At 65.3% G+C, this 18,563-nt stretch carries 16 protein-coding genes and 2 pseudogenes; 13 read left to right on the top strand and 5 right to left on the bottom strand.

What is annotated here, in order from left to right; all coding sequences use genetic code 11:
• The first annotated feature begins 51 nt into the window (after nucleotides 1-51).
• Nucleotides 52-1,644 (top strand): glutamine-hydrolyzing GMP synthase, encoded by a 1,593-nt coding sequence (guaA, locus tag AC1RHV_RS05715; protein WP_119451346.1) that lies wholly within the window; start codon nucleotides 52-54, stop codon nucleotides 1,642-1,644.
• Between the two features lie 80 nt (nucleotides 1,645-1,724).
• Here guaA and AC1RHV_RS05710 read toward each other — a convergent pair whose 3' ends face one another.
• On the bottom strand, nucleotides 1,725-2,936 hold the full coding sequence (locus AC1RHV_RS05710; RefSeq protein ID WP_492300022.1) for an MFS transporter: 1,212 nt from the start codon (nucleotides 2,934-2,936) through the stop codon (nucleotides 1,725-1,727).
• A 226-nt stretch (nucleotides 2,937-3,162) separates the two neighbouring features.
• Between AC1RHV_RS05710 and AC1RHV_RS05705 the strand changes: the two genes are divergently transcribed.
• Nucleotides 3,163-4,077: a LysR family transcriptional regulator gene (locus tag AC1RHV_RS05705; RefSeq protein WP_492300020.1), complete on the top strand. Its 915-nt coding sequence runs from the start codon at nucleotides 3,163-3,165 to the stop codon at nucleotides 4,075-4,077.
• 57 nt (nucleotides 4,078-4,134) lie between these two features.
• Here the strand turns inward: AC1RHV_RS05705 and AC1RHV_RS05700 are convergent, their stop codons facing one another.
• Nucleotides 4,135-5,301 carry a mandelate racemase/muconate lactonizing enzyme family protein gene (locus tag AC1RHV_RS05700; RefSeq protein WP_492300018.1) on the bottom strand — a complete coding sequence of 389 codons (1,167 nt, stop codon included), beginning with the start codon at nucleotides 5,299-5,301 and terminating at the stop codon, nucleotides 4,135-4,137.
• Between the two features lie 81 nt (nucleotides 5,302-5,382).
• On the opposite strand from AC1RHV_RS05700, the gene AC1RHV_RS05695 reads away from it, so the two are divergent.
• From AC1RHV_RS05695 to AC1RHV_RS05675, 5 genes are read left to right on the top strand one after another with little or no spacing between them, the layout of a single operon-like run.
• Nucleotides 5,383-6,150: an ABC transporter permease gene (locus tag AC1RHV_RS05695; RefSeq protein WP_175213560.1), complete on the top strand. Its 768-nt coding sequence runs from the start codon at nucleotides 5,383-5,385 to the stop codon at nucleotides 6,148-6,150.
• 29 nt (nucleotides 6,151-6,179) lie between these two features.
• On the top strand, nucleotides 6,180-7,037 hold the full coding sequence (locus tag AC1RHV_RS05690) for an ABC transporter ATP-binding protein (RefSeq protein ID WP_125472951.1): 858 nt from the start codon (nucleotides 6,180-6,182) through the stop codon (nucleotides 7,035-7,037).
• Nucleotides 7,038-7,071: 34 nt separating this feature from the next.
• Complete coding sequence (locus AC1RHV_RS05685; protein WP_313388333.1) at nucleotides 7,072-8,070, top strand: ABC transporter substrate-binding protein; 999 nt, start codon at nucleotides 7,072-7,074, stop codon at nucleotides 8,068-8,070.
• Nucleotides 8,067-9,734: a GMC family oxidoreductase gene (locus AC1RHV_RS05680; RefSeq protein WP_492300015.1), complete on the top strand. Its 1,668-nt coding sequence runs from the start codon at nucleotides 8,067-8,069 to the stop codon at nucleotides 9,732-9,734. Before AC1RHV_RS05685 ends, AC1RHV_RS05680 begins: the two co-directional genes overlap by 4 nt.
• Nucleotides 9,731-10,450 (top strand): GntR family transcriptional regulator, encoded by a 720-nt coding sequence (locus AC1RHV_RS05675; RefSeq protein ID WP_054456341.1) that lies wholly within the window; start codon nucleotides 9,731-9,733, stop codon nucleotides 10,448-10,450. Before AC1RHV_RS05680 ends, AC1RHV_RS05675 begins: the two co-directional genes overlap by 4 nt.
• Before the next feature lie 60 nt (nucleotides 10,451-10,510).
• On the opposite strand, the pseudogene AC1RHV_RS05670 reads toward AC1RHV_RS05675, so the two are convergent.
• Nucleotides 10,511-11,307, bottom strand: a pseudogene (locus tag AC1RHV_RS05670) (aminoglycoside adenylyltransferase family protein).
• Between the two features lie 136 nt (nucleotides 11,308-11,443).
• On the opposite strand from AC1RHV_RS05670, the gene AC1RHV_RS05665 reads away from it, so the two are divergent.
• The 5 genes and pseudogenes from AC1RHV_RS05665 to AC1RHV_RS05645 all read left to right on the top strand — a co-directional run bounded on the left by AC1RHV_RS05665 (nucleotide 11,444) and on the right by AC1RHV_RS05645 (nucleotide 14,902).
• Nucleotides 11,444-12,049, top strand: a complete 606-nt coding sequence (locus AC1RHV_RS05665; RefSeq protein WP_492300013.1) for a hypothetical protein — start codon at nucleotides 11,444-11,446, stop codon at nucleotides 12,047-12,049.
• Nucleotides 12,050-12,072: 23 nt separating this feature from the next.
• Nucleotides 12,073-13,080: a hypothetical protein gene (locus AC1RHV_RS05660; RefSeq protein ID WP_492300011.1), complete on the top strand. Its 1,008-nt coding sequence runs from the start codon at nucleotides 12,073-12,075 to the stop codon at nucleotides 13,078-13,080.
• Between the two features lie 59 nt (nucleotides 13,081-13,139).
• Nucleotides 13,140-14,348 carry a hypothetical protein gene (locus AC1RHV_RS05655; RefSeq protein ID WP_492300009.1) on the top strand — a complete coding sequence of 403 codons (1,209 nt, stop codon included), beginning with the start codon at nucleotides 13,140-13,142 and terminating at the stop codon, nucleotides 14,346-14,348.
• Nucleotides 14,349-14,365: 17 nt separating this feature from the next.
• Nucleotides 14,366-14,470: pseudogene (locus tag AC1RHV_RS05650) on the top strand (VOC family protein); the annotation flags it as partial.
• A gap of 84 nt (nucleotides 14,471-14,554) precedes the next feature.
• Nucleotides 14,555-14,902, top strand: a complete 348-nt coding sequence (locus AC1RHV_RS05645) for a hypothetical protein (RefSeq protein WP_054456346.1) — start codon at nucleotides 14,555-14,557, stop codon at nucleotides 14,900-14,902.
• 63 nt (nucleotides 14,903-14,965) lie between these two features.
• On the opposite strand, the gene AC1RHV_RS05640 is transcribed toward AC1RHV_RS05645, so the two are convergent.
• Both AC1RHV_RS05640 and AC1RHV_RS05635 read right to left on the bottom strand, forming a co-directional pair.
• Nucleotides 14,966-16,579: an NAD(P)/FAD-dependent oxidoreductase gene (locus AC1RHV_RS05640; RefSeq protein WP_175161458.1), complete on the bottom strand. Its 1,614-nt coding sequence runs from the start codon at nucleotides 16,577-16,579 to the stop codon at nucleotides 14,966-14,968.
• A 90-nt stretch (nucleotides 16,580-16,669) separates the two neighbouring features.
• Nucleotides 16,670-17,623, bottom strand: a complete 954-nt coding sequence (locus AC1RHV_RS05635; RefSeq protein WP_054456348.1) for a GlxA family transcriptional regulator — start codon at nucleotides 17,621-17,623, stop codon at nucleotides 16,670-16,672.
• Nucleotides 17,624-17,759: 136 nt separating this feature from the next.
• Between AC1RHV_RS05635 and AC1RHV_RS05630 the strand changes: the two genes are divergently transcribed.
• Entirely contained in the window at nucleotides 17,760-18,560 is an 801-nt protein-coding gene (locus tag AC1RHV_RS05630) for an SDR family NAD(P)-dependent oxidoreductase (RefSeq protein WP_054456349.1), read from the top strand.
• Nucleotides 18,561-18,563: the final 3 nt, after the last annotated feature.

Below are 18,563 nucleotides of genomic sequence, written 5' to 3'. Positions count from 1 at the left end.
GCCGGTGCGGTTTTATTTACTGCGGTTTTATTCTTTACCGGTAGAGTCTCCATGCACCAGCGCATCCTCATTCTCGACTACGGTTCGCAAGTCACCCAGCTGATCGCCCGCCGCGTCCGCGAAGCCGGCGTCTACTCCGAAGTGCACCCCGGCGACGTCGACGACGCCTTCGTGCGCGACCAGATGGCGCAAGGCCTGAAGGGCATCATCCTGTCCGGCAGCCACGCTTCCGCCTACGAAGAAGGCTCCATGCGCGTGCCGCATGCGGTGTTCGAACTGGGCGTGCCCGTGCTCGGCATCTGCTACGGCATGCAGTCCATGGCGCAGCAGTTGGGCGGCGTGGTCAGCTATTCCGACCACCGCGAATTCGGCTACGCCGAAGTCCGCGCCCACGGCCACACCAAGCTGCTGGAAGGCCTGGAAGACTTTTCCACGGCCGAAGGCCACGGCATGCTCAAGGTCTGGATGAGCCACGGCGACAAGGTCACCGAGCTGCCCCCGGGCTTCAAGCTGATGGCTTCCACGCCGTCCTGCCCCATCGCCGGCATGGCCGACGAAGATCGCAAGTTCTACGCCGTCCAGTTCCACCCCGAAGTCACGCACACCGTCCAGGGCAAGGCCATGCTGGCCCGCTTCGTCAACGAGATCTGCGGCTGCGAAGGCGACTGGAACATGCCCGACTACGTGGCCGAAGCCGTCGCCCGCATCCGCGAGCAGGTCGGCACGGACGAAGTCATCCTGGGCCTGTCCGGCGGCGTGGACTCCTCGGTTGCCGCGGCGCTGATCCACAAGGCCATCGGCGACCAGCTCACCTGCGTGTTCGTCGACCACGGCCTCTTGCGCCTGGACGAAGGCAAGCAGGTCATGCAGACCTTCGCTGAAAACATGGGCGTGAAGATCATCCACGTCGACGCCACTGCCCAATTCATGGGCAAGCTGGCCGGCGTGGCCGACCCCGAAGCCAAGCGCAAGATCATCGGCCGCGAATTCGTCGAAGTGTTCCAGGAACAGGCGGGCAAGCAGAAGAGCGCCAAGTGGCTGGCCCAGGGCACGATCTACCCCGACGTCATCGAATCCGCTGGCGCCAAGACGGGCAAGGCCACCTCCATCAAGTCGCACCACAACGTGGGCGGCCTGCCGGACACGCTGAACCTGCAACTGCTGGAGCCGCTGCGCGAACTGTTCAAGGACGAAGTCCGCGAACTCGGCGTGGCCCTGGGCCTGCCGCCGCAGATGGTCTACCGCCACCCGTTCCCTGGCCCCGGCCTGGGCGTGCGCATCCTGGGCGAAGTGAAGCATGAATACGCCGAACTGCTGCGCCGCGCCGACGCGATCTTCATCGAAGAGCTGCGCAACACCAAGGACGAGGCCAGCGGCCTGACCTGGTACGAGCTGACCTCACAAGCGTTTGCCGTGTTCCTGCCGGTGAAGTCGGTGGGGGTGATGGGCGATGGGCGCACCTACGAATACGTGGTGGCGTTGCGTGCTGTGCAGACCTTCGACTTCATGACCGCCGATTGGGCGCCGCTGCCGCATCCGCTGCTGGCGCGGGTGTCGTCGCGGATCATCAATGAGGTGCGTGGCATTAATCGCGTTGTTTACGACGTGTCGAGCAAGCCGCCTGCGACGATTGAGTGGGAGTGATCCCGCTGTTGTCGTGCGGTGAATGAAAGAGGCGCTTCGGCGCCTCTTTCATTTTGAGTCGGGAGATGAAAGCGCTGCCGTCATCCCCTCAATCGCACCAAGAATGCTCCGAGCGCCGTGGCAGTGGACAGCACCGTCACCGCCATCCATCCGAACTGTGCATACAGCAAGGCTGCCAATGCCGACCCGACGGCCATTCCGATGAACATGCCGGTGAACAGCACCGCGTTGAGCCGGCTGCGGGCGTTCGCATCGATACCGTAGATGATGGTTTGGTGCGCGATCAGCGCTGCCTGTATGCCCAGGTCGAAGCCGATGGCGCTGGCGACCAGCAATCCCAACTGCGCGCCGGGCGCCAGGAACGGGGTCAAACCCATCACGGCGAAGGACACGACGACCAGAGCTGCGCCCAGGCGGGTGACTAGCGCGGCGCCGTGACGGTCGGCGAGGCGTCCGGCGATGGGAGCGGCCATGGCTCCTGCCGCGCCGGCCAGTCCGAAGGCGCCGGCGGCGGCTGCGCCCAGGTTGAAGGGTTCGCCATGCAGCATGACGGCCAGGGTGGACCAGAAGGCGCTGAAGCCGATCGACAGCAGGCCTTGGGCCCAAGTGGCGCGACGTAGTGCGGCATGTTGCTGCCATAGCGCGGCCAGCGATCGCAGCAGCGCAAAGTAGGGCAGTCGCGTGCTGGCCTCGAAGCGCGGGAGTTGGCGGCTTGCGGCCAGGCCCACGAGTGCGATGCTGGCGGCGGCGGCCGCGAACATGGCGCGCCAACCCCAGTTCTCGGCAACGAAGCCGCTGACTACCCGGGACAGCAGGATGCCCAATAGCAGGCCCGTCATCACCGTGCCCACGATCTTGCCGCGGTGCGCGGCTGGCGCCAGCGTTGCGGCTGCCGGCACGATGTCCTGCGCCATTGTCGCGGACAGGCCGACGGCCAGGCTGGCGGCCAGCAGCGTCGCCAGCGTAGGTGACAGCGCCGCCAGCAGCAGCGCGGCAGACAGGATGGCGGCCTTGAGCAGGATGATCCTGCGCCGGTCGTGCCGGTCGCCCAGCGGCGCCAGGAAGAGGATGCCCAGGGCATAGCCCAACTGGGTCAGCGTCGGCAGCAGTCCGACCGACTGGGGAGAGGCGCCGATGTCCGGAGCCAGCACGCCCAGCATGGGCTGGCTGTAGTACAGGGATGCGACCGACAGGCCGGCGCTGCCGGCCAGCATGAAGGTCAAGCGTAGTGGCAGCCCCGAGGAGGCGGTCGGATCCTGATCCTTGGTGGCGGTAATTTGCGTGGAAGGCATGTTGCTATGTTCCGGGGGCTTGGTGGGCGGCCGCCGCAGCGGCTTGTTGAAAGGCTTGCAGGAACGGCGCGAGGGGTTGCGCAGCGCTGACGAGTGAAGCGCCGATGCACAGGGATTTCACGGCGTAGCTCCTTGCGTTGAGCGGAAGGCCAGATTAGTCTTTGCATGGAATTCAATGAATTGGTCTTTATCGCAACGTAGAGTTGCGTTAATCGCAAAGATAACCATGGACAAACTGCAAGCCTTGCGCGTCTTCCTGGACGTGGCCGAGTCAGGAGGATTCTCCAGAACCGCGCGGCGCCTGGGGGTCGCCACGTCTTCCGTCACGCGGCTGATCGATACCCTGGAGGCGTCTCTCGGTACCGCGCTGCTGACCCGGTCGACGCGCCGGGTAACGTTGACCGACGCAGGAGTGACTTACCTGGAGCAGGTGTCCAGGGTTGTGTCGGATCTGGAGGAGGCCGACGGCAGCGTGTCGGACGTTGGCGCGGTCGCGGTCGGACCCTTGCGGGTTTCCTTGCCCGTGACCTTCGCGCGCTTGTGCCTGGGACCCTATATCTCGGGTTTCCTGCGCGAGAATCCGCGCGTGTCACTGGATCTGGTGCTATCCGATGCGTATGTGGACCTGGCGGCGGAGCGGATCGATGTCGCTGTCCGCATTGGCACACCGGACTTGCAGCCGCAATTGATCGTGCGCAAATTGGCCGAGCATCGGCGCTATGTGGTGGCCAGCCAGGAATACCTGGAGCGGCACGGCACGCCCACTGCGCCGGAGGAATTGACACAGCACGACTGTCTGCGATTCGCCCACCAGGCCGGGCCGCAGCGCTGGTCGTTTCTTCGGGGCGATGACAAGGTGCAGCATGTGGAGGTGCAGGGGCGTCTGGCCGCCAACAACTCGGACATGCTGCGCGAAGCCGTGCTGGATGGACAGGGCATCGCGCTGCTGGCGGAATGGCTGATCCGGGAGGACGTGCGGGCCGGGCGGCTGCGCCGGTTCTTCGAGGACTACGAGGTCAATCCTCAAGAGCAGAGTGTGTGCGTCCATGCGGCGTATCTACCGAATCGCAGGCACTCCAAGAAGGTCCAGGTATTCCTCGATTTTCTCCAGATGCGTCTTGCGACAAGCGCGGCCGGCTGACGTCAAGCCCTGTTGACCCCTGCAGCCTGGGCAATTGCGGGCCTTCTTTCTGGGATGTTATGAACGTAAACCACAGATCTCGTGCAATTGCGCGAGATCCGGCTCCACGCCCAGGCCCGCCGCGTTTCCGAGCTTGGCCTCTCCTTCGATGATGACGCCCAACGCCGGGCTGAGGGCCGCGCGCAGCGGGTTCTCGTTGGCATCGATTTCAAGCATGCCGCCGGCTCGTCCTCGCGCCGCCAGAATGTGCGCCGACGCAAGCTGGCCGACACCCGCGCCAAGGAAATGCGGGCAGTAGCGCAGTCCGGCCTCGTGAATCCTGTCGATGACGGGCAGGCAGCCGGATATGCCGCCCCATTTGGCCAGATCCGGCTGCACGACCTTAAGCGTCCTGCTATTGATCATGGTCTCGAAGGCATCTGAACCGATGAGGTTCTCCCCGGCTGCCAGGGGGATGTCCGTTTGAGCAGCCAACTGCGCCCATTCCGATAGTGGGCGATCCGCGCGCAGCGGCTCCTCCAGCCAGCGCGGCGCGAACTCGCTGAAGTGGCTGGCCATGCGCTGCGCACCCGCCAGGTCCCAGGCCTGATTGGCGTCCAGCATGAGCTCGTTGCCAGAAGGAAGCCGGGCGTGCACCGTTCTGACATTGGCGAGGTCCCGCTCTTCGCCAAAGCCCACCTTGAGCTTGAAAGCGCGATAGCCCTCCGCGTGTTTTGCGAGCACCGTATCTTCGGGGCGGTCAGGGTTGATGCCGCTTGCATAGACGCGGATCACGTCCGAGACGCCGCCCAGGAATTGCCATAGCGGCACGCCCGCCCGGCGCGACAGCATGTCCCACAAGGCCAGGTCGATGCCGGCGATCACCTGCGCGATGGGCCCGGGTTCGCCCGACTGGATGGCGAGCACCGCGGTGCGCGCGCTCATGTGGGCAAACGCGGCTTGGGCCGAGGCGTAAGGCTGACCGACGACCAGCGGCGCGACAACGGTTTCAAGCAGACGGGCGCGGTGTTCCGCGCCGCAGCCGGGAAAGTTGCACCAGACCTCGCCCCAGCCCACTGCGCCATCCGTGTCCTCTACCCGCACGAGCAGGGCGGGGCGGTCATGCATGGTGCCGAACGAGGTCTGTACCGGACGCTTGACCGGCCATCGCAGGACGTAGGCCTCGATACGCGCCAGCGTGAATGGTTTGATGGACCAGGCTTGAGTCGTATTAGGGTTTGTCATGGCATGAAGATATTAAGTGCTGGTCTATAGTATGTTTAGCACTTACGGATTGCAACTCAGGTCTAACCCTCTATACACACCATGCGCCTTCCGTCCTTCATCTCGCGCCCGCTGCTCATCGCGGCGCCATGGCTATGCATCCTCTTGCTGTGGCTGGCGGTGCGCGCCAGCGGACTCGTCAGCCCCGCGCTTGTGCCTTCGCCCGCCGCCGTCGTCGAAAAGTTCATCGAGCTCTCCAAGGACCGCCTGTGGCTGGACATCTGGATGTCGGCCCGGCGCGTCTTCACGGGCGTCGCGCTGGGCATCCTGGTGGCAGTGCCTGTGGGTTTTTGCCTGGGCTGGTACCGCGGGCTGCGGGTCTTCATCGATCCCGTCATCAACTTCTTTCGCGCGCTCCCGCCGATCGCGTTGATTCCGCTGGTGATCGTCTATTTCGGCATCGGCGAATCGGCCAAGACCGTCATCCTGTTCTATGCCTCGTTTTTTGCCGGCGTCATCGTGATGTACGAAGGCATCGCCCAGATCAGCCCGATCTTCGTGCGCGTCGCCCGCACGTTGGGCGCCAACGACCTGGAGATCTTCGCCAAGGTCATCGTGCCGCTTACCGTACCGCACATCCTGACGGCCATCCGGGTGGCGCTGGGCGTGGCCTGGGCCACGCTGGTGGCGTCCGAACTCATTGCGGCCCAGCAGGGGCTCGGGGCGCTTATCCAGAATGCATCGTCGTTCTTCCAGCTGGACGTGATCTACGTGGGGATCATCTGCATCGGCCTCATCGCCATGCTGATGGACCTGGCGCTGCGGGCCGTGAGCCGGCGCCTGGTCGCGTGGCAAGACCGCATCGCCTGAGACCGTTCCGGACATACAAGACCATGACCATGAGCACTCAACTGCGCAGCGTGGACACCGCTACGCCTAAGCCTTCCCAGGAACCGGAAGTCAGAATCAGGTTCGATAACGTCACCGTGGACTTTCCCACGGCCACAGGCCCGATGAGGGTGGTGGATGGCGTGACCCTGGACATCCGGGATGGGGAGTTCGTCTCCATCATCGGCCCTTCAGGCTGCGGCAAGACGACCTTGATGAATATCGTCGGCGGGTTCGTGCAGCCCACAGCCGGCTCCGTGACGCTGGACGGCCGGCCCGTCACGGCGCCCGGGCCCGACCGCGGCGTGATCTTCCAGGAATACGGCGTGTTCCCGTGGCTGACGGTGCGCGGCAACATCGAATTCGGCATGAAGCTCGCGGCCAACAAGACGAGCCCGCGGGAACGCGCCGAGATCTGTCAGCGCTACATGAAGCTGATGGGCCTGAGCGACTTCGCCGATCACTTTCCGAAGCATTTGTCCGGCGGCATGCGGCAGCGGCTGGCGATCGCGCGCGCCTACGCCGTCAAGCCCCAATTCCTGTTGATGGACGAGCCCTTCGGCGCGCTGGATGCGCAGACCCGGACCGCGATGCAGGACCTGCTGCTCGAAGTGCTGCAGACCGAAGGCAAGACGGTGATGCTGATCACCCACTCGGTGGAGGAAGCCGTCTACCTGTCGTCAAAGATCGTCGTGGTCACCGCCCGGCCCTCAAAGGTCCGGAAGGTGATAGAGGTTCCTTTCGGCTACCCACGTTCGGAGCGGGTCCACGAGGACCCTCGCTTCGTCGAGTTGAGCCGCGAGATACGGGAGCTGGTCATGTTCGAGTACGAAGCCCAGGCCCGCCAATCCGTGCGCCCGACGGATTGAGCCAGCGTCAGCAGCCCCACCACAAGGAGACTCCATGAAACTCGACCGCAGAACCCTACTCAAGGCCGGCATGGCCGCTTCCATCGCAGCAATCGCGGCGCCTGCCATCGGCCAGGCGCGCAAGAAACTGCGCGTAGGCTACTTGCATACGCCCGCCGTCGACGGCCACCTGTGGCTGGGCTTGCAGATGGGCAGCTACGCCAAGCATGGTTTGGAACTGGACCCCATTGTCTTCACTACGGGGCTGGAGATCTTCCAGGCCATGATAGGCGGCAGCCTGGATGTGCTGGCCACCGGCGCGGTTGTGTCGAACTTTCCCGCGCGCGGGCAGGGCAAGGTTTTTCTTGTGAACGACATCGAGTACGGTACTGCCCAGCTTTGGGTCCGCGACGAGTCGATCAAGACCGTGGCCGATCTGAAGGGCAAGCAGATCTCCACGACCACGGGTACGACCGCCCATGTGTTCCTGGACCGGGCCTTGCGCGCCGCCAAGCTCGATCCGGGCAAGGACGTGCAGATCGTCAACCAGCGCATGGCCGATGCCGTTACCTCGTTCGTGTCCGGCGCGGTCAGCGCGGTTGCGCTCTGGGTTCCGTTTGACACGATCGTCCGGTCCAAGGTGTCCAATGCGCGCATGCTGATCGACGCTTCCGCGTTCTATCCGGAGGCGGCGATCATGGGCGGATGGGCGGCCAGGAACGATTTCTACGAGGCCCAGAAGCCGGCCATCCGCAGCCTCATCGCTGCCTGGGGCGAGGCCAATGACGCAATCGTGAAAACGCCGGACGCCGCGGTGGAGACGCTGCAGAAGACGCAATACAAGGACGTGCCGCTGGCCGAGTTCAAGGCGCAGTTCAAGCAGGCCAAGTATTTCTCCACGGCGGAATGGCGCACCAAGTACGAGGACGGCTCAGTGACACGCTGGCTGCAGCAGGTGACCGATTTCTTCGCGCAGGCCGGGAACATTCCGAATCCGGTTCCCGCTTCGCGCTACTTCGATCCCTCGGCCTATCTGGAGGCGATCAAGGCATGAGCATTCCGGCTGGCGCGGGCTTTGACTACATCGTCGTCGGCGGCGGCTCCGCCGGATGCGTGCTGGCTAACCGGCTCAGCCGCGCTCCTGCGGTGCGCGTGCTGCTGCTGGAGGCGGGCGCGGCTGCGCACAATTTCTGGCTCAAGCTGCCGGTGGGCTACTTCAAGACCATTTACGATCCGCGGTTTGCTCGGCTGTTCCCGGTCGAAGCCCAGGCCGAAACCGGCAATCGCACCATCCTGTGGCCGCGCGGCAAGGCGTTGGGCGGTTCAAGCGTGATCAACGGCTTGTTGTACATCCGTGGACAGCATGAGGACTACGACGACTGGGCCGATCTGGGCGCAACGGGATGGGCCTATCGGGACGTGCTGCCGTACTTCAAGAAATCCGAGCGCTACGACGGGGGCGAGTCCGAGTATCACGGCGCTTCCGGTGAACTCCGTGTCTCCAACCTGCGCAATGAACATCCTTACACGGCTGCTTGGGTGGAAGCGGCAGTCGAGGCCGGCTGCCGGCGCAATGACGACTTCAACGGCGCCGAATCGGAGGGCGTGGGTTCCTACCAGCTGACGCTCGGCAGCCGTTGGCGCTGCGACGCCGCGACCGCGTTTCTTTATCCGGTCAGGTCGCGTCCGAACCTGGTGATCGAGACCGGCGCCCAAGTCACGCGCATCCTGATCGAAGGCGGCCGGGCGCTGGGCGTGGAGTGGGTGCAAGAGGGCCATTTGAAGCGCGCGATGGCGGATGTCGAGGTGGCGCTTGCTGCGGGTGCGCTGCAATCGCCCCAGGTACTGCAGCTTTCGGGCGTGGGCGACGCAGCGCTGCTTGCCAGGCACGGCATCGCGGTCGCCGCTCATTCGCCGGAAGTCGGCCGCAACCTGCAAGATCATTACCAGGCGCGCGTGATCGTCAAGCTTAAACGGCGCATGTCGCTCAACGACGCGGTGCGCAATCCGTTCAGCCTCGCAGGCATGGGGGCGCAGTGGCTGTTCCAGGGCAGGGGACCGCTCACGGTGGGCGCGGGCCAGGTAGGCGGGCTGGCGGCGACCGAGCACGCGGTGGGCGGCCGTGCGGACATACTTTTCAATGTCATGCCGCTATCCGTGGACAAGCCAGGCGACGCGCTGCACCGGTTTTCCGGCTTTTCCGCGTCGGCGACGCAATGCAGGCCCGATTCGCGCGGCACCGTCGAGATCGCGGGCACGGATCCGTTCGCATCGCCGCGCATCGTCTCGAACTACCTGACCGAACCGCGCGATGCGAAGGTCTTGGTCGCGGGCTTGCGCATGTTGCGCGACATCTATGCCCAGCCGTCGTTCCGCGACTTGGTAACCGGAGTTGAGTACCTGCCGGGAAACGATGTCACGACAGCCGCCGCGCTGGAGCAATTCGCGCGCGACAAGGGCGGCACGGTGTTCCATCCTGCCGGCACCTGCCGCATGGGCGGCGACGCCGGGTCGGTGGTCGACGCGCGCTTGCGCGTGCGCGGGGTGGAACGCTTGCGCGTCGTCGACGCTTCGGTCATGCCCCGCATGGTGTCGACGAACACCAACGCCGCCGCGATCATGATCGGCGAGAAGGGCGCCGCGCTGATCCTGGAAGACGCGCGCGGCGCTGCCCGGCCGCAAGCGCGTGATATAGTCGCGGACACTTTGACGCCATGATTCTCGACACCGCCCAAGCCCCTCTCTACGTTCAACTTTCGGATCTGTTCCGGCAGCGGATCCTGAAGGGTGTGTGGAAGAACGGCGAAAAATTGCCCTCGCTCGACGCGCTGGCCGAGGAGTTCCACGTGGCCAAGGTCACGGTGCGCCAGGCAATCGAAAGGCTTACCCGCGACGGACTGCTTTCACCGCAGCGGGGGCGCGGCACCTTCGTGACGGGAGCGCCCCAGGACAACCGTTGGTTCCGTGTCGAGACCACGCTCGAGAACCTGTCCAGCGTCTATCGGGATACGCACCCGACCATACTCAATATCGACGAGTCCACGCGCACGCCGTTGCTGAACGAGTCGGACGGCGTCGCCGCGGAAAAGTACGTGTTCATGCGGCGCATCCATGCCCGCAACGGGCAGCCGTATTGCGTCATCAACATCTACCTGGACGCCGCCATCTTTGCCAAGCACCCTGCGCGCTTTCGCAAAGAGACCGTCATTCCCATTCTGATGGGGATGTCCTCGGTGGATATTGTCTCTGCCCGTCAGGTGCTGACCATCTCGACCGCTGACGTCGAAGTGGCGCGGCATTTGGGCATCAACGTGAACGCGCCCGTGGCGGAAGTCCGGCGCGTATTCACCGGGCCGGACCGCCGCGTCATCTACCTGGGCGAAGTGACGTATCGCGGCGATTTCGTGCGCATGGAAATCGACCTGAAGCCGTGATGGCTGAAAGGCTGCCCGCTGTATCCGCGCAGGCAAGCAGGCCCTTCACGTGTCCCCGGGTTATCGGCTGCCGGCCAGTCCTTCAATAGCGGCGCGGGCGTGGGCAATGAACGCCGCGGTTTCGGCATCGTGCCGTTGCGCCAGGTCGTCTTCTTCTTGTCCCAGATAGATCGCGCGCGCCTTGGCGAGGACGGGGCGGTAGGGCGCTTCCAACCTCTCGAGCAGCCATGCCGCCGCCTGGTCCTTGGATGCGATGCCCCCGGAGACGGCCGTGTACCAGATGCGCGCCAGCGCGAGGATGATGTGCTTTTCATCGCCGGCCCAGTCCTCGGGCGTGTTCCACTGCGCGACAGTGTCCAGTAGCGCCCGCCTCAGGTCTTCGCGGGGGACGGCCTGGAGCAACTGATCGGCCTGCGGCCCCAAGATGGGAATGCTGTGTCCACGGACCTTGGTGAGCAGTATGGCCAGATCGTGGTCCATCATGGGCGGTTCCACGACGCCCGCCATCAGATCGGTCCGCAGCCATTCGCCGAACTGGAGTTCGCGTCTGGCCGGGTGGCGCCAAGGCACGACGTGTTCCAGCGCCAGCACGGTGACTTCGAGCGCGCGCAAATCGGGTGATGAGCCGGCGGCGCGGAGATCGCCAATAGCGCCGCGGCCAGCGCGCGCAGCACGGCTTCGTCCGGCGGCTGGGTCACGGTAACGAGCAGGTCGATATCGCTATGGGGCTGCAGCCCGCCGTCCACGGCGGAGCCGAACAGATGGATGGCGACGAGGCCAGCGCCCAGATGCCGTTCGATGAGGCTGCTGGCCGCTGCGACCTGGGGGGCGATTGAGGGGGGAACGAGATGAGCCATGCGTCGATAGTAGCGAAGTTTGCTCGCAGCCGGCAGGGCGGCGGCGCGCAGGCCATGATCGCCGCGCCGGCACTGGTACTATGCCGGCGCAAGGCCCAAGTCCGCTGATCCCAACAAGCCCACGACAGGCACCGAGATGAACCGTTTATTGTTCCGAGCAGGCGTCCTGGCCGCAGGCGTCCTGATGGCAACGGCCAGCCAGGCGCAACCGCCTGCGGCCGCGCCCAATATTGGAGGCTGGCGCCAGGTGTCGGATAGCCAGTTCAACCGGCAATTCCATTTCTCGATGCTGCCCGGCGTGGCGGCCATCGGCAGCAACTGGGCGGTGTACGACTCCCGCGCGGGGAAGGTGGTGTGCTGCCTGGTGGTGGAAGGGCCGGAAGTGTCGGAAGAGCAACTGGGCAGCGTCTACGACATTCCGGGCCCCTGGATCACCGATCTGACCAATGGCTGGAACCTGGACGCGGCGCCTTACCGGCCGCGGGTGCAATTGCTGCGCGCGGATGGCGAGTTGCGCGACTACGAGTTCGCCGATGCTGGCGACGGCGTGGGCGGCCTGCTGGTCCCCGACCATGCCGATGTCGTCGCCGCCCGCTCGCTGGAAATCGATGGACAGCGCTACGCGGTGGAGCGCAAGGATTCGACGCTGGCTGATGACGATGGCGGCCTGTACACGTACAGCCTGCGTCCGGCCAAGGGCGGCGCGCCGCTGAAGATCGAGGTTCCCATCGGAACCTATTGAGCCCGGGAGGCGACGACCACCGCATGAGCCAGACCCTGCAAATCGAGGATGCCCCGCTCGCCGAGGATGACATCCTGCTGCTGCGCAGATGCTCCCGCGGCAGACTGTTGATGGCCGTGTTCGGCGTCTTCGTGGTGCTGCTGCTGGCGCTTTCCGTGTTGACCTTTGTCGTGCTTGGTCTGTCCGAGTGGCGCGCGCTGGACGTCGGCGTGGGCGCGGTGCTGCTGGCGGGCATTGCGGTGATGGGAGCGCTGGCGGTGTTTTTCGGACGCAAGCTGCTGCGCATGCCGCCAGGCTGGCGCAGCCTCGACCGGGCGCTGAAGGGGCGTATTGCCAAGCAGATCGTTTCAGGCCGGCTGACGTCATTTGGTCCGGGCTTCTCGACGCCGGGCGTGTGCTACGGATTCGGCGAGCAGCGCGTTGAGGCCGCGTTGCCGTTCTGGAACGAGATTGCCAGCGACACGCGCAGCGGGCATGGACCCGCGACGGCCGTGGGCTTGACGGATCTGCCCGTGCGCCTGCATCTGCTTACGCTGCAACCTGACGCGCCTCCCGTGCTGTTGCGGGCGGAGTATCCCATGAGCACGGAGTCCCTGCTCGCCGTCGAGGAGATCAGCGATGCCGACCGTGCGGCCGTGCGCGGGGAAGAGTTGGACGCGCGCAAGTTCATGCTGATCTTTGCCCTTGTGCCGCTGGTGGGAGGGCTGTTTCTGCCGCCGCTGCTGTTCGTCGCGGCGATCTTTGCGATCCTGGGGATGCTGTTCGGCATGCGCAGCCGCAAATTGCAGCGGGGGCTCTACAAACATGGCGTGCGGGGCGTGGTCGAAGAGGCCGTGGTCTACCGGCTGCGCAGCCCCAACTCCTCGATCGTCTCGCTGGTCCACAACTACCGCATCGGCGGCGTGATGTATCGGGTCGAATACCTGGGCGACGTGGTCGAACCCGGCAGGCGCGTCGAGTTCGAGTTCCTGGATGGCGGCATGAAGGGGCAGACTGCGCTGTTCTTCCGCGTGGACGGCGAGCCTGCGTAAGCGTCAATGAATCGGCGGAACCGCCATCAGTGGATCCCGCCAAGCAAAAGGAGAGTTGCATGTCCGTACCCACAGACGTGTCCGGCGAGCCCGCGGGCTCGGTGAGCGAGGCAGGGCATTATCAGGTGAGCCTGACCGCGGCGGGCAGCCACGTCTTCGCACGCGAAGCAGGGCGCGGCAATCTGATCATCGGCCCGGCCAGCATGGGCAAGAAGGCTGATCTGCACGTGGCTGGCGACGAGGCCATCAACTGGGCTGCATTTGAACCGTTCTCCACGCCTGCCGGCTCGCCGTGGCCGCGGCATATCGATTATTACGGCAACGACAGCGGTTTTTTCGGCTGGTCGCAGGGCCGCGAAATCGAGCAGTTCAGCTGGGCGCCGGCATACTCAGGCAGGCGCGCCATCGACGCGGGCGCGGCAAGAATCCAGACGCTGCGCATCCGGCTGGACCAGGTGTCGGGGCATCTTGAAGCCAGGTTGCCTCAGGTCCGTGACCTGGAGTTGTTTGGCGACCTGACGCACATTGCCGTGGCGGGCGAACTGCCCGATATGTTGTCGCTGCGGCCGGCGCTGGGGCGCCGGACTGGCGTGGCGCCTTACGCCTTGCCCGACCTCGGCCCGCTGCGGGGCGTGCGCGCGCTGGCGCTGCATGGCGCGCCGCTGGGGCAGCCCATTTCGCTGCAGGGAATCGATCGCTTTCCGGAGTTGGAGAGCCTGTCGCTCTGGGGCGGCTTCAGCGACTGGGAGGCGCTTGCCCGCCTGCCGCGCCTGACAAGTCTGGAGATCCGGTTCACGCCCGATCTGGATGGCTTGCCGGAACTGGCCAGTTGGCCCGCGCTGGACAGGTTCATCGCCTACAACGTCGACGAAGCCGCGGGCAAGCGCTTGAAGGCGCAGATGAAGGCAAGGGAGAAGGTCCGCGCATGGGGCGGTTACAACTCCGTCTCCCAGCTGCGCAAGCGGGAGTGGTGGCAAAGCGAATACGGCCGGCCTTTCTCGGGCTGGAACAGCCGCATGGCGAAGTCGGCGAATACGGCCTACGACACGGCCCGGTCGGCGCTGGAAAGCGCAAGCAATACCGTTGAAGTCCAAGCCGCAATCTCTGTCTTTACCCGCCACTTCAACAGCATGAAGGGGATCGAGACCAGCGAGCGCGAAGACATAGGCGAGGCGGTGTGGCAGTTCAGCCAGCTTGCCCAGGTCGAACGGCTGGGAGTAAGCGAAGCGCAGACGCAGCGCTGGTTCGACGAGGCCAGGGATTACTGAGGCGTTGCTTACCCGTGGTCAAGGCCGCAGGCGATACCTTCTATGGCGGCTACGCGGGCTACTTCATGGATCCGGACGGGCATTTGTGGGAAGTGGTCTACAACCCTCGGATGCTGCCTTAGGAATAGACGCGTAGCGCTCTGTTACGGTGACAAAGGGGCGCTTCCTTTAAGCTCCGCGAGTCTCAATTCTGATGGAGCTGGCGCATGTTCAAGCCCTTGATTTCCGTGGCGTCGATGGTTGCATTGTTGGGAATGGGCGGCATGGCCCGGGCCCAGGATCTGGTCCTGCCTTCCATTCCCGAAGCGACGGATGCGATCGTCGACATGCTGGCGGACACGGGCATGCCCCGGCCGTCCAAGGTCAAGCTCGGAACCTGCATCCCGGCGGTGGAGGCCACGTATCCGGGCCAGGTCGCCTGCACGGTCGCGGTGACCCTGGGGGCCGCGGTCAGCGAGAACCAGATGGATTTCTACAAGCAGGACGGCAAGTGGAAAGCGCAGCCCAGCGTTTCCCAGGATAAGCTGCCGTTTCCTGATCCCAAGCTGGATTGAGAACGACCTCCGGCCTGGCGACGGCCACAGGCACTTCAACCCGGGCGCCGCAGGTGCGACTGTTTACGCCTGCCGGCTCATGATGCTCAAGGCCACCGCCTCGGCGATCTTGATGCCGTCCACGCCCGCCGACAGGATGCCGCCGGCGTAGCCCGCGCCTTCACCCGCCGGGAACAGTCCCTGGGTGTTGAGGCTCTGCAAGGTTTCGTTGTCGCGCTTGATGCGGATGGGCGACGAGGTGCGGGTTTCGACGCCGGTCAGCACCGCGTCGTGCATGCCGAAACCCTTGATGGTCTTGTCGAAGACGGGCAGCGCCTCGCGGATGGCGGTGATGGCGAATTCGGGGAGCGCGGTGGCCAGGTCGGTCAGGTGCACGCCCGGCGTGTATGACGGCAGCACGGAGCCGAATTCGGTCGATGCCTTGCCGGCGATGAAGTCGCCGACCAACTGGCCTGGCGCGCTGTAGTTGCGGCCGCCCAGCTCAAAGGCCTGGGATTCCCATTTGCGCTGGAAGTCCACGCCCGCCAGCACATGTTCGGGGTAATCGACCTCGGGCGAGATCCCGACCACGATGCCCGCGTTGGCATTGCGCTCGTTACGTGAGTACTGGCTCATGCCGTTGGTGACGACACGGTCGGGTTCGGAGGTGGCTGCCACCACCGTGCCGCCCGGGCACATGCAAAAGCTGTAGACCGAGCGTCCGTTGCTGGCATGGTGCACCAGCTTGTAGTCCGCCGCGCCCAGGATGGGGTGGCCGGCGTTGGGACCGAAGCGCGCGCGGTCGATCAGCGACTGCGGATGTTCGATGCGGAAGCCGATAGAGAAGGGCTTGGCTTCCATGAACACGCCCTGGTCGCGCAGCATCTGGAAGGTGTCGCGCGCGCTGTGGCCGATGGCCAGCACGACGTGGTCGGCCTCGATGTGCTCGCCGCCGGCCAGGGTTACGCCGGTGACGCGGCCGTTTTCCCGATGCAGCGTTTCCACCCTGCTGGAGAAGCGGACTTCGCCGCCCAGCTTTGTGATGGTGTCGCGCATGACTTCCACCATGCCGACCAGGCGGAACGTGCCGATGTGCGGCTTGCTGACGTACAGGATTTCTTCGGGCGCGCCAGCCAGCACGAATTCCTTGAGCACTTTTTCGCCGTAGTGCTTGGGGTCCTTGATCTGGCTGTACAGCTTGCCGTCGGAGAAGGTGCCGGCGCCGCCTTCGCCGAACTGGACGTTCGAATCGGGGTTCAGGATGCGCTTGCGCCACAGGCCCCAGGTGTCCTTGGTGCGTTCGCGCACGGCCTTGCCGCGCTCCAGGATGATGGGTTTGAAGCCCATCTGCGCCAGGACCAGCCCGGCGAACAGGCCACAGGGGCCGGTGCCGATGACAATGGGGCGCTTGGCCAGGTTGGCGGGCGCCTGGGCGACGAACTTGTATTCGGTGTCGGGAGTGGGCTTGACGTTGCGGTCGTCGTGAAAGCGCTTGAGCAGCGCCGCTTCGTTTTCGACGTCGACGTCCAGCGTGTAGATCAGCAGGATGTTGTGCTTCTTGCGCGCGTCATAGCTGCGGGAGGCAACGGTATGGCCGCGCAGATCGCTGGCCGCTACACCCAGTTTCTTGAGAATCGCGGCGGGCAATTCTTCGGGCGCGTGATTCAACGGCAGCTTGATTTCAGACAGTCGCAACATCTTTGGTCCAGATAAATGGGCGAGCACAACGTCGCCAAACGCGAATTGTACTGGACCGCAGGCAGGGGGCCGCGGGGTATCTGGCGCCGGTCAGGGGCCGGGAGGGCTGGTCCGCGCGTCGCGCCGCACTGCCTGGGGCGGCATGCCGAACCCGCGCAGAAAAGCCTCGCGCAGGTGGCGGCGGTCGCGAAAACCGGTTTCCCTGGCCACGACTTCCAGCGGATGCCGGCTGCTTTCTATCATCAGCCGGGCAGCTTCCAGCCGCAGCCCCTCGATGGCCTTGGCGGGCGACTGGCCGGTCTCGGCCGTAAACACGCGGCTGAACTGGCGCGGGCTCAGGCTGGCGGCCTGGGCCAGATCCTCCACGCTCAAGGGGCGGGCGAGGTTGCGGCGGGCATGTTCCAGCGCCTGCTGGATGCGGTCGGACTTGGGCGCGAGCCTGAGCATTTCCGAGTGCTGCGACTGGCCGCCCGAGCGGCGTTGATGCATGACCAGCCGGTGCGCCACCGCGCGCGCGATATCCGCGCCCAGGTCTTTTTCCACCAGCGCCAAGGCCAGGTCCATTTCCGCGGTCATGCCGGCGGAGGTCCAGACCGTCCCGTCGGCGATGTAGATGCGGTCGGCCTCGACCCGCGCGCGCGGATGGCGCTGCTGCAAGGCGTCGGCCCAGTACCAGTGCGTGGTGGCGCGCCGGTCGTCCAGCAGGCCGGCGTCGGCCAGCAGGAACGCGCCGGTGCACAGGCCGGCGACGCGGCGCGAGCGGGGCGCGAGTTTTTCCAGCAGCCGGGGGAGTTCGGGCGCGACGGGCCTGGACAGGGGCGAAAGCACGCCGGCCACCAGCCAGGTGTCGGCCTGGCTGCGGACGGTGAGCGGACGGGCCTGTACCGTCAGGCCAGCCGAGGCGCGCACCGCGCCATCCAGGGCGTAGCTCTCCACCGCGTAGAAGGGCTCGCGCGCCACCACATTGGCGAGTTCGAACACGGCCTGCGTGCCCAGGCCGATGATCTGGAAGCCTTCGGGAAGTATGTAACCGATGCGGTGCATGGGAGCGTCCTTGCGGGCTATGGCCCCGCGTATGTCCTGCGTCAATGTCCTTATTTATGACTATATACGTCATTTACGCCATGGGCTGCAAGCCGCAATATGGCTTCCATCGCAATCACCCCTACGGAGTCTCACCATGGCACAAACCCAACCCGGCACTGCCCTCGTTACGGGCGCATCCAGCGGCATCGGCGCGCTGTACGCGGAAAAGCTCGCGCAGCAGGGCTACGACCTGATCCTGGTCGCGCGCAACCGCGAACGCCTGAACGCGCTGGCCAGCGCCATCAGCACCCGCAGCGGCCGCGCGGTGGAGGTATTGGCGGCGGACCTGGGCGACCGCGCGTCGCTGGCCCGCGTCGAAGAGCAGCTGCGCCAGGACGCCAGCATTACCTTGCTGGTGAACAACGCCGGCATCGGCACGCATACGCCGCTGCTGCAAAGCGACGTGGAGCAGATGACGCGCATGGTCGACCTGAACGTCACCGCGCCGATGCGGCTGACCTATGCGGCGGTTCCGGGCTTTGTCGCGCGAGGCCGGGGCGCCATCATCAATATCGCTTCCGTCGTGGCGCTTGCGCCCGAAGTCCTTAATGGCGTCTATGGCGGCAGCAAGGCATTCGTGCTGGCGTTCAGCCAGTCGCTGCAACACGAGCTGGCCGGGACTGGCGTGCAGGTCCAGGCTGTGCTGCCCGGCGCCACGGCCACGGACTTCTGGGCCATCGGCGGGCGGCCGGTGGAAACATTGGACCAGCGCATCGTGATGCGCGCCGAAGACCTGGTCGACGCCGCCTTGCTGGGCTTCGCGCGCGGCGAGAAGGTCACCATTCCCTCGCTGCATGCTGGCGAGGAATGGGACGCCTACGAGGCCGCGCGCCTGGCCATGGCGCCCCATCTGTCCAGCAGCGCCGTTGCACAACGCTACACGGCCGCGGTCTGAACC

The sequence above is a fragment of the Achromobacter sp. GW823-FHT04E03 genome (assembly GCF_058796095.1).
Note: the sequence above shows the minus strand (reverse complement) of the source record. Positions and strands in the feature narration are given on the sequence as shown.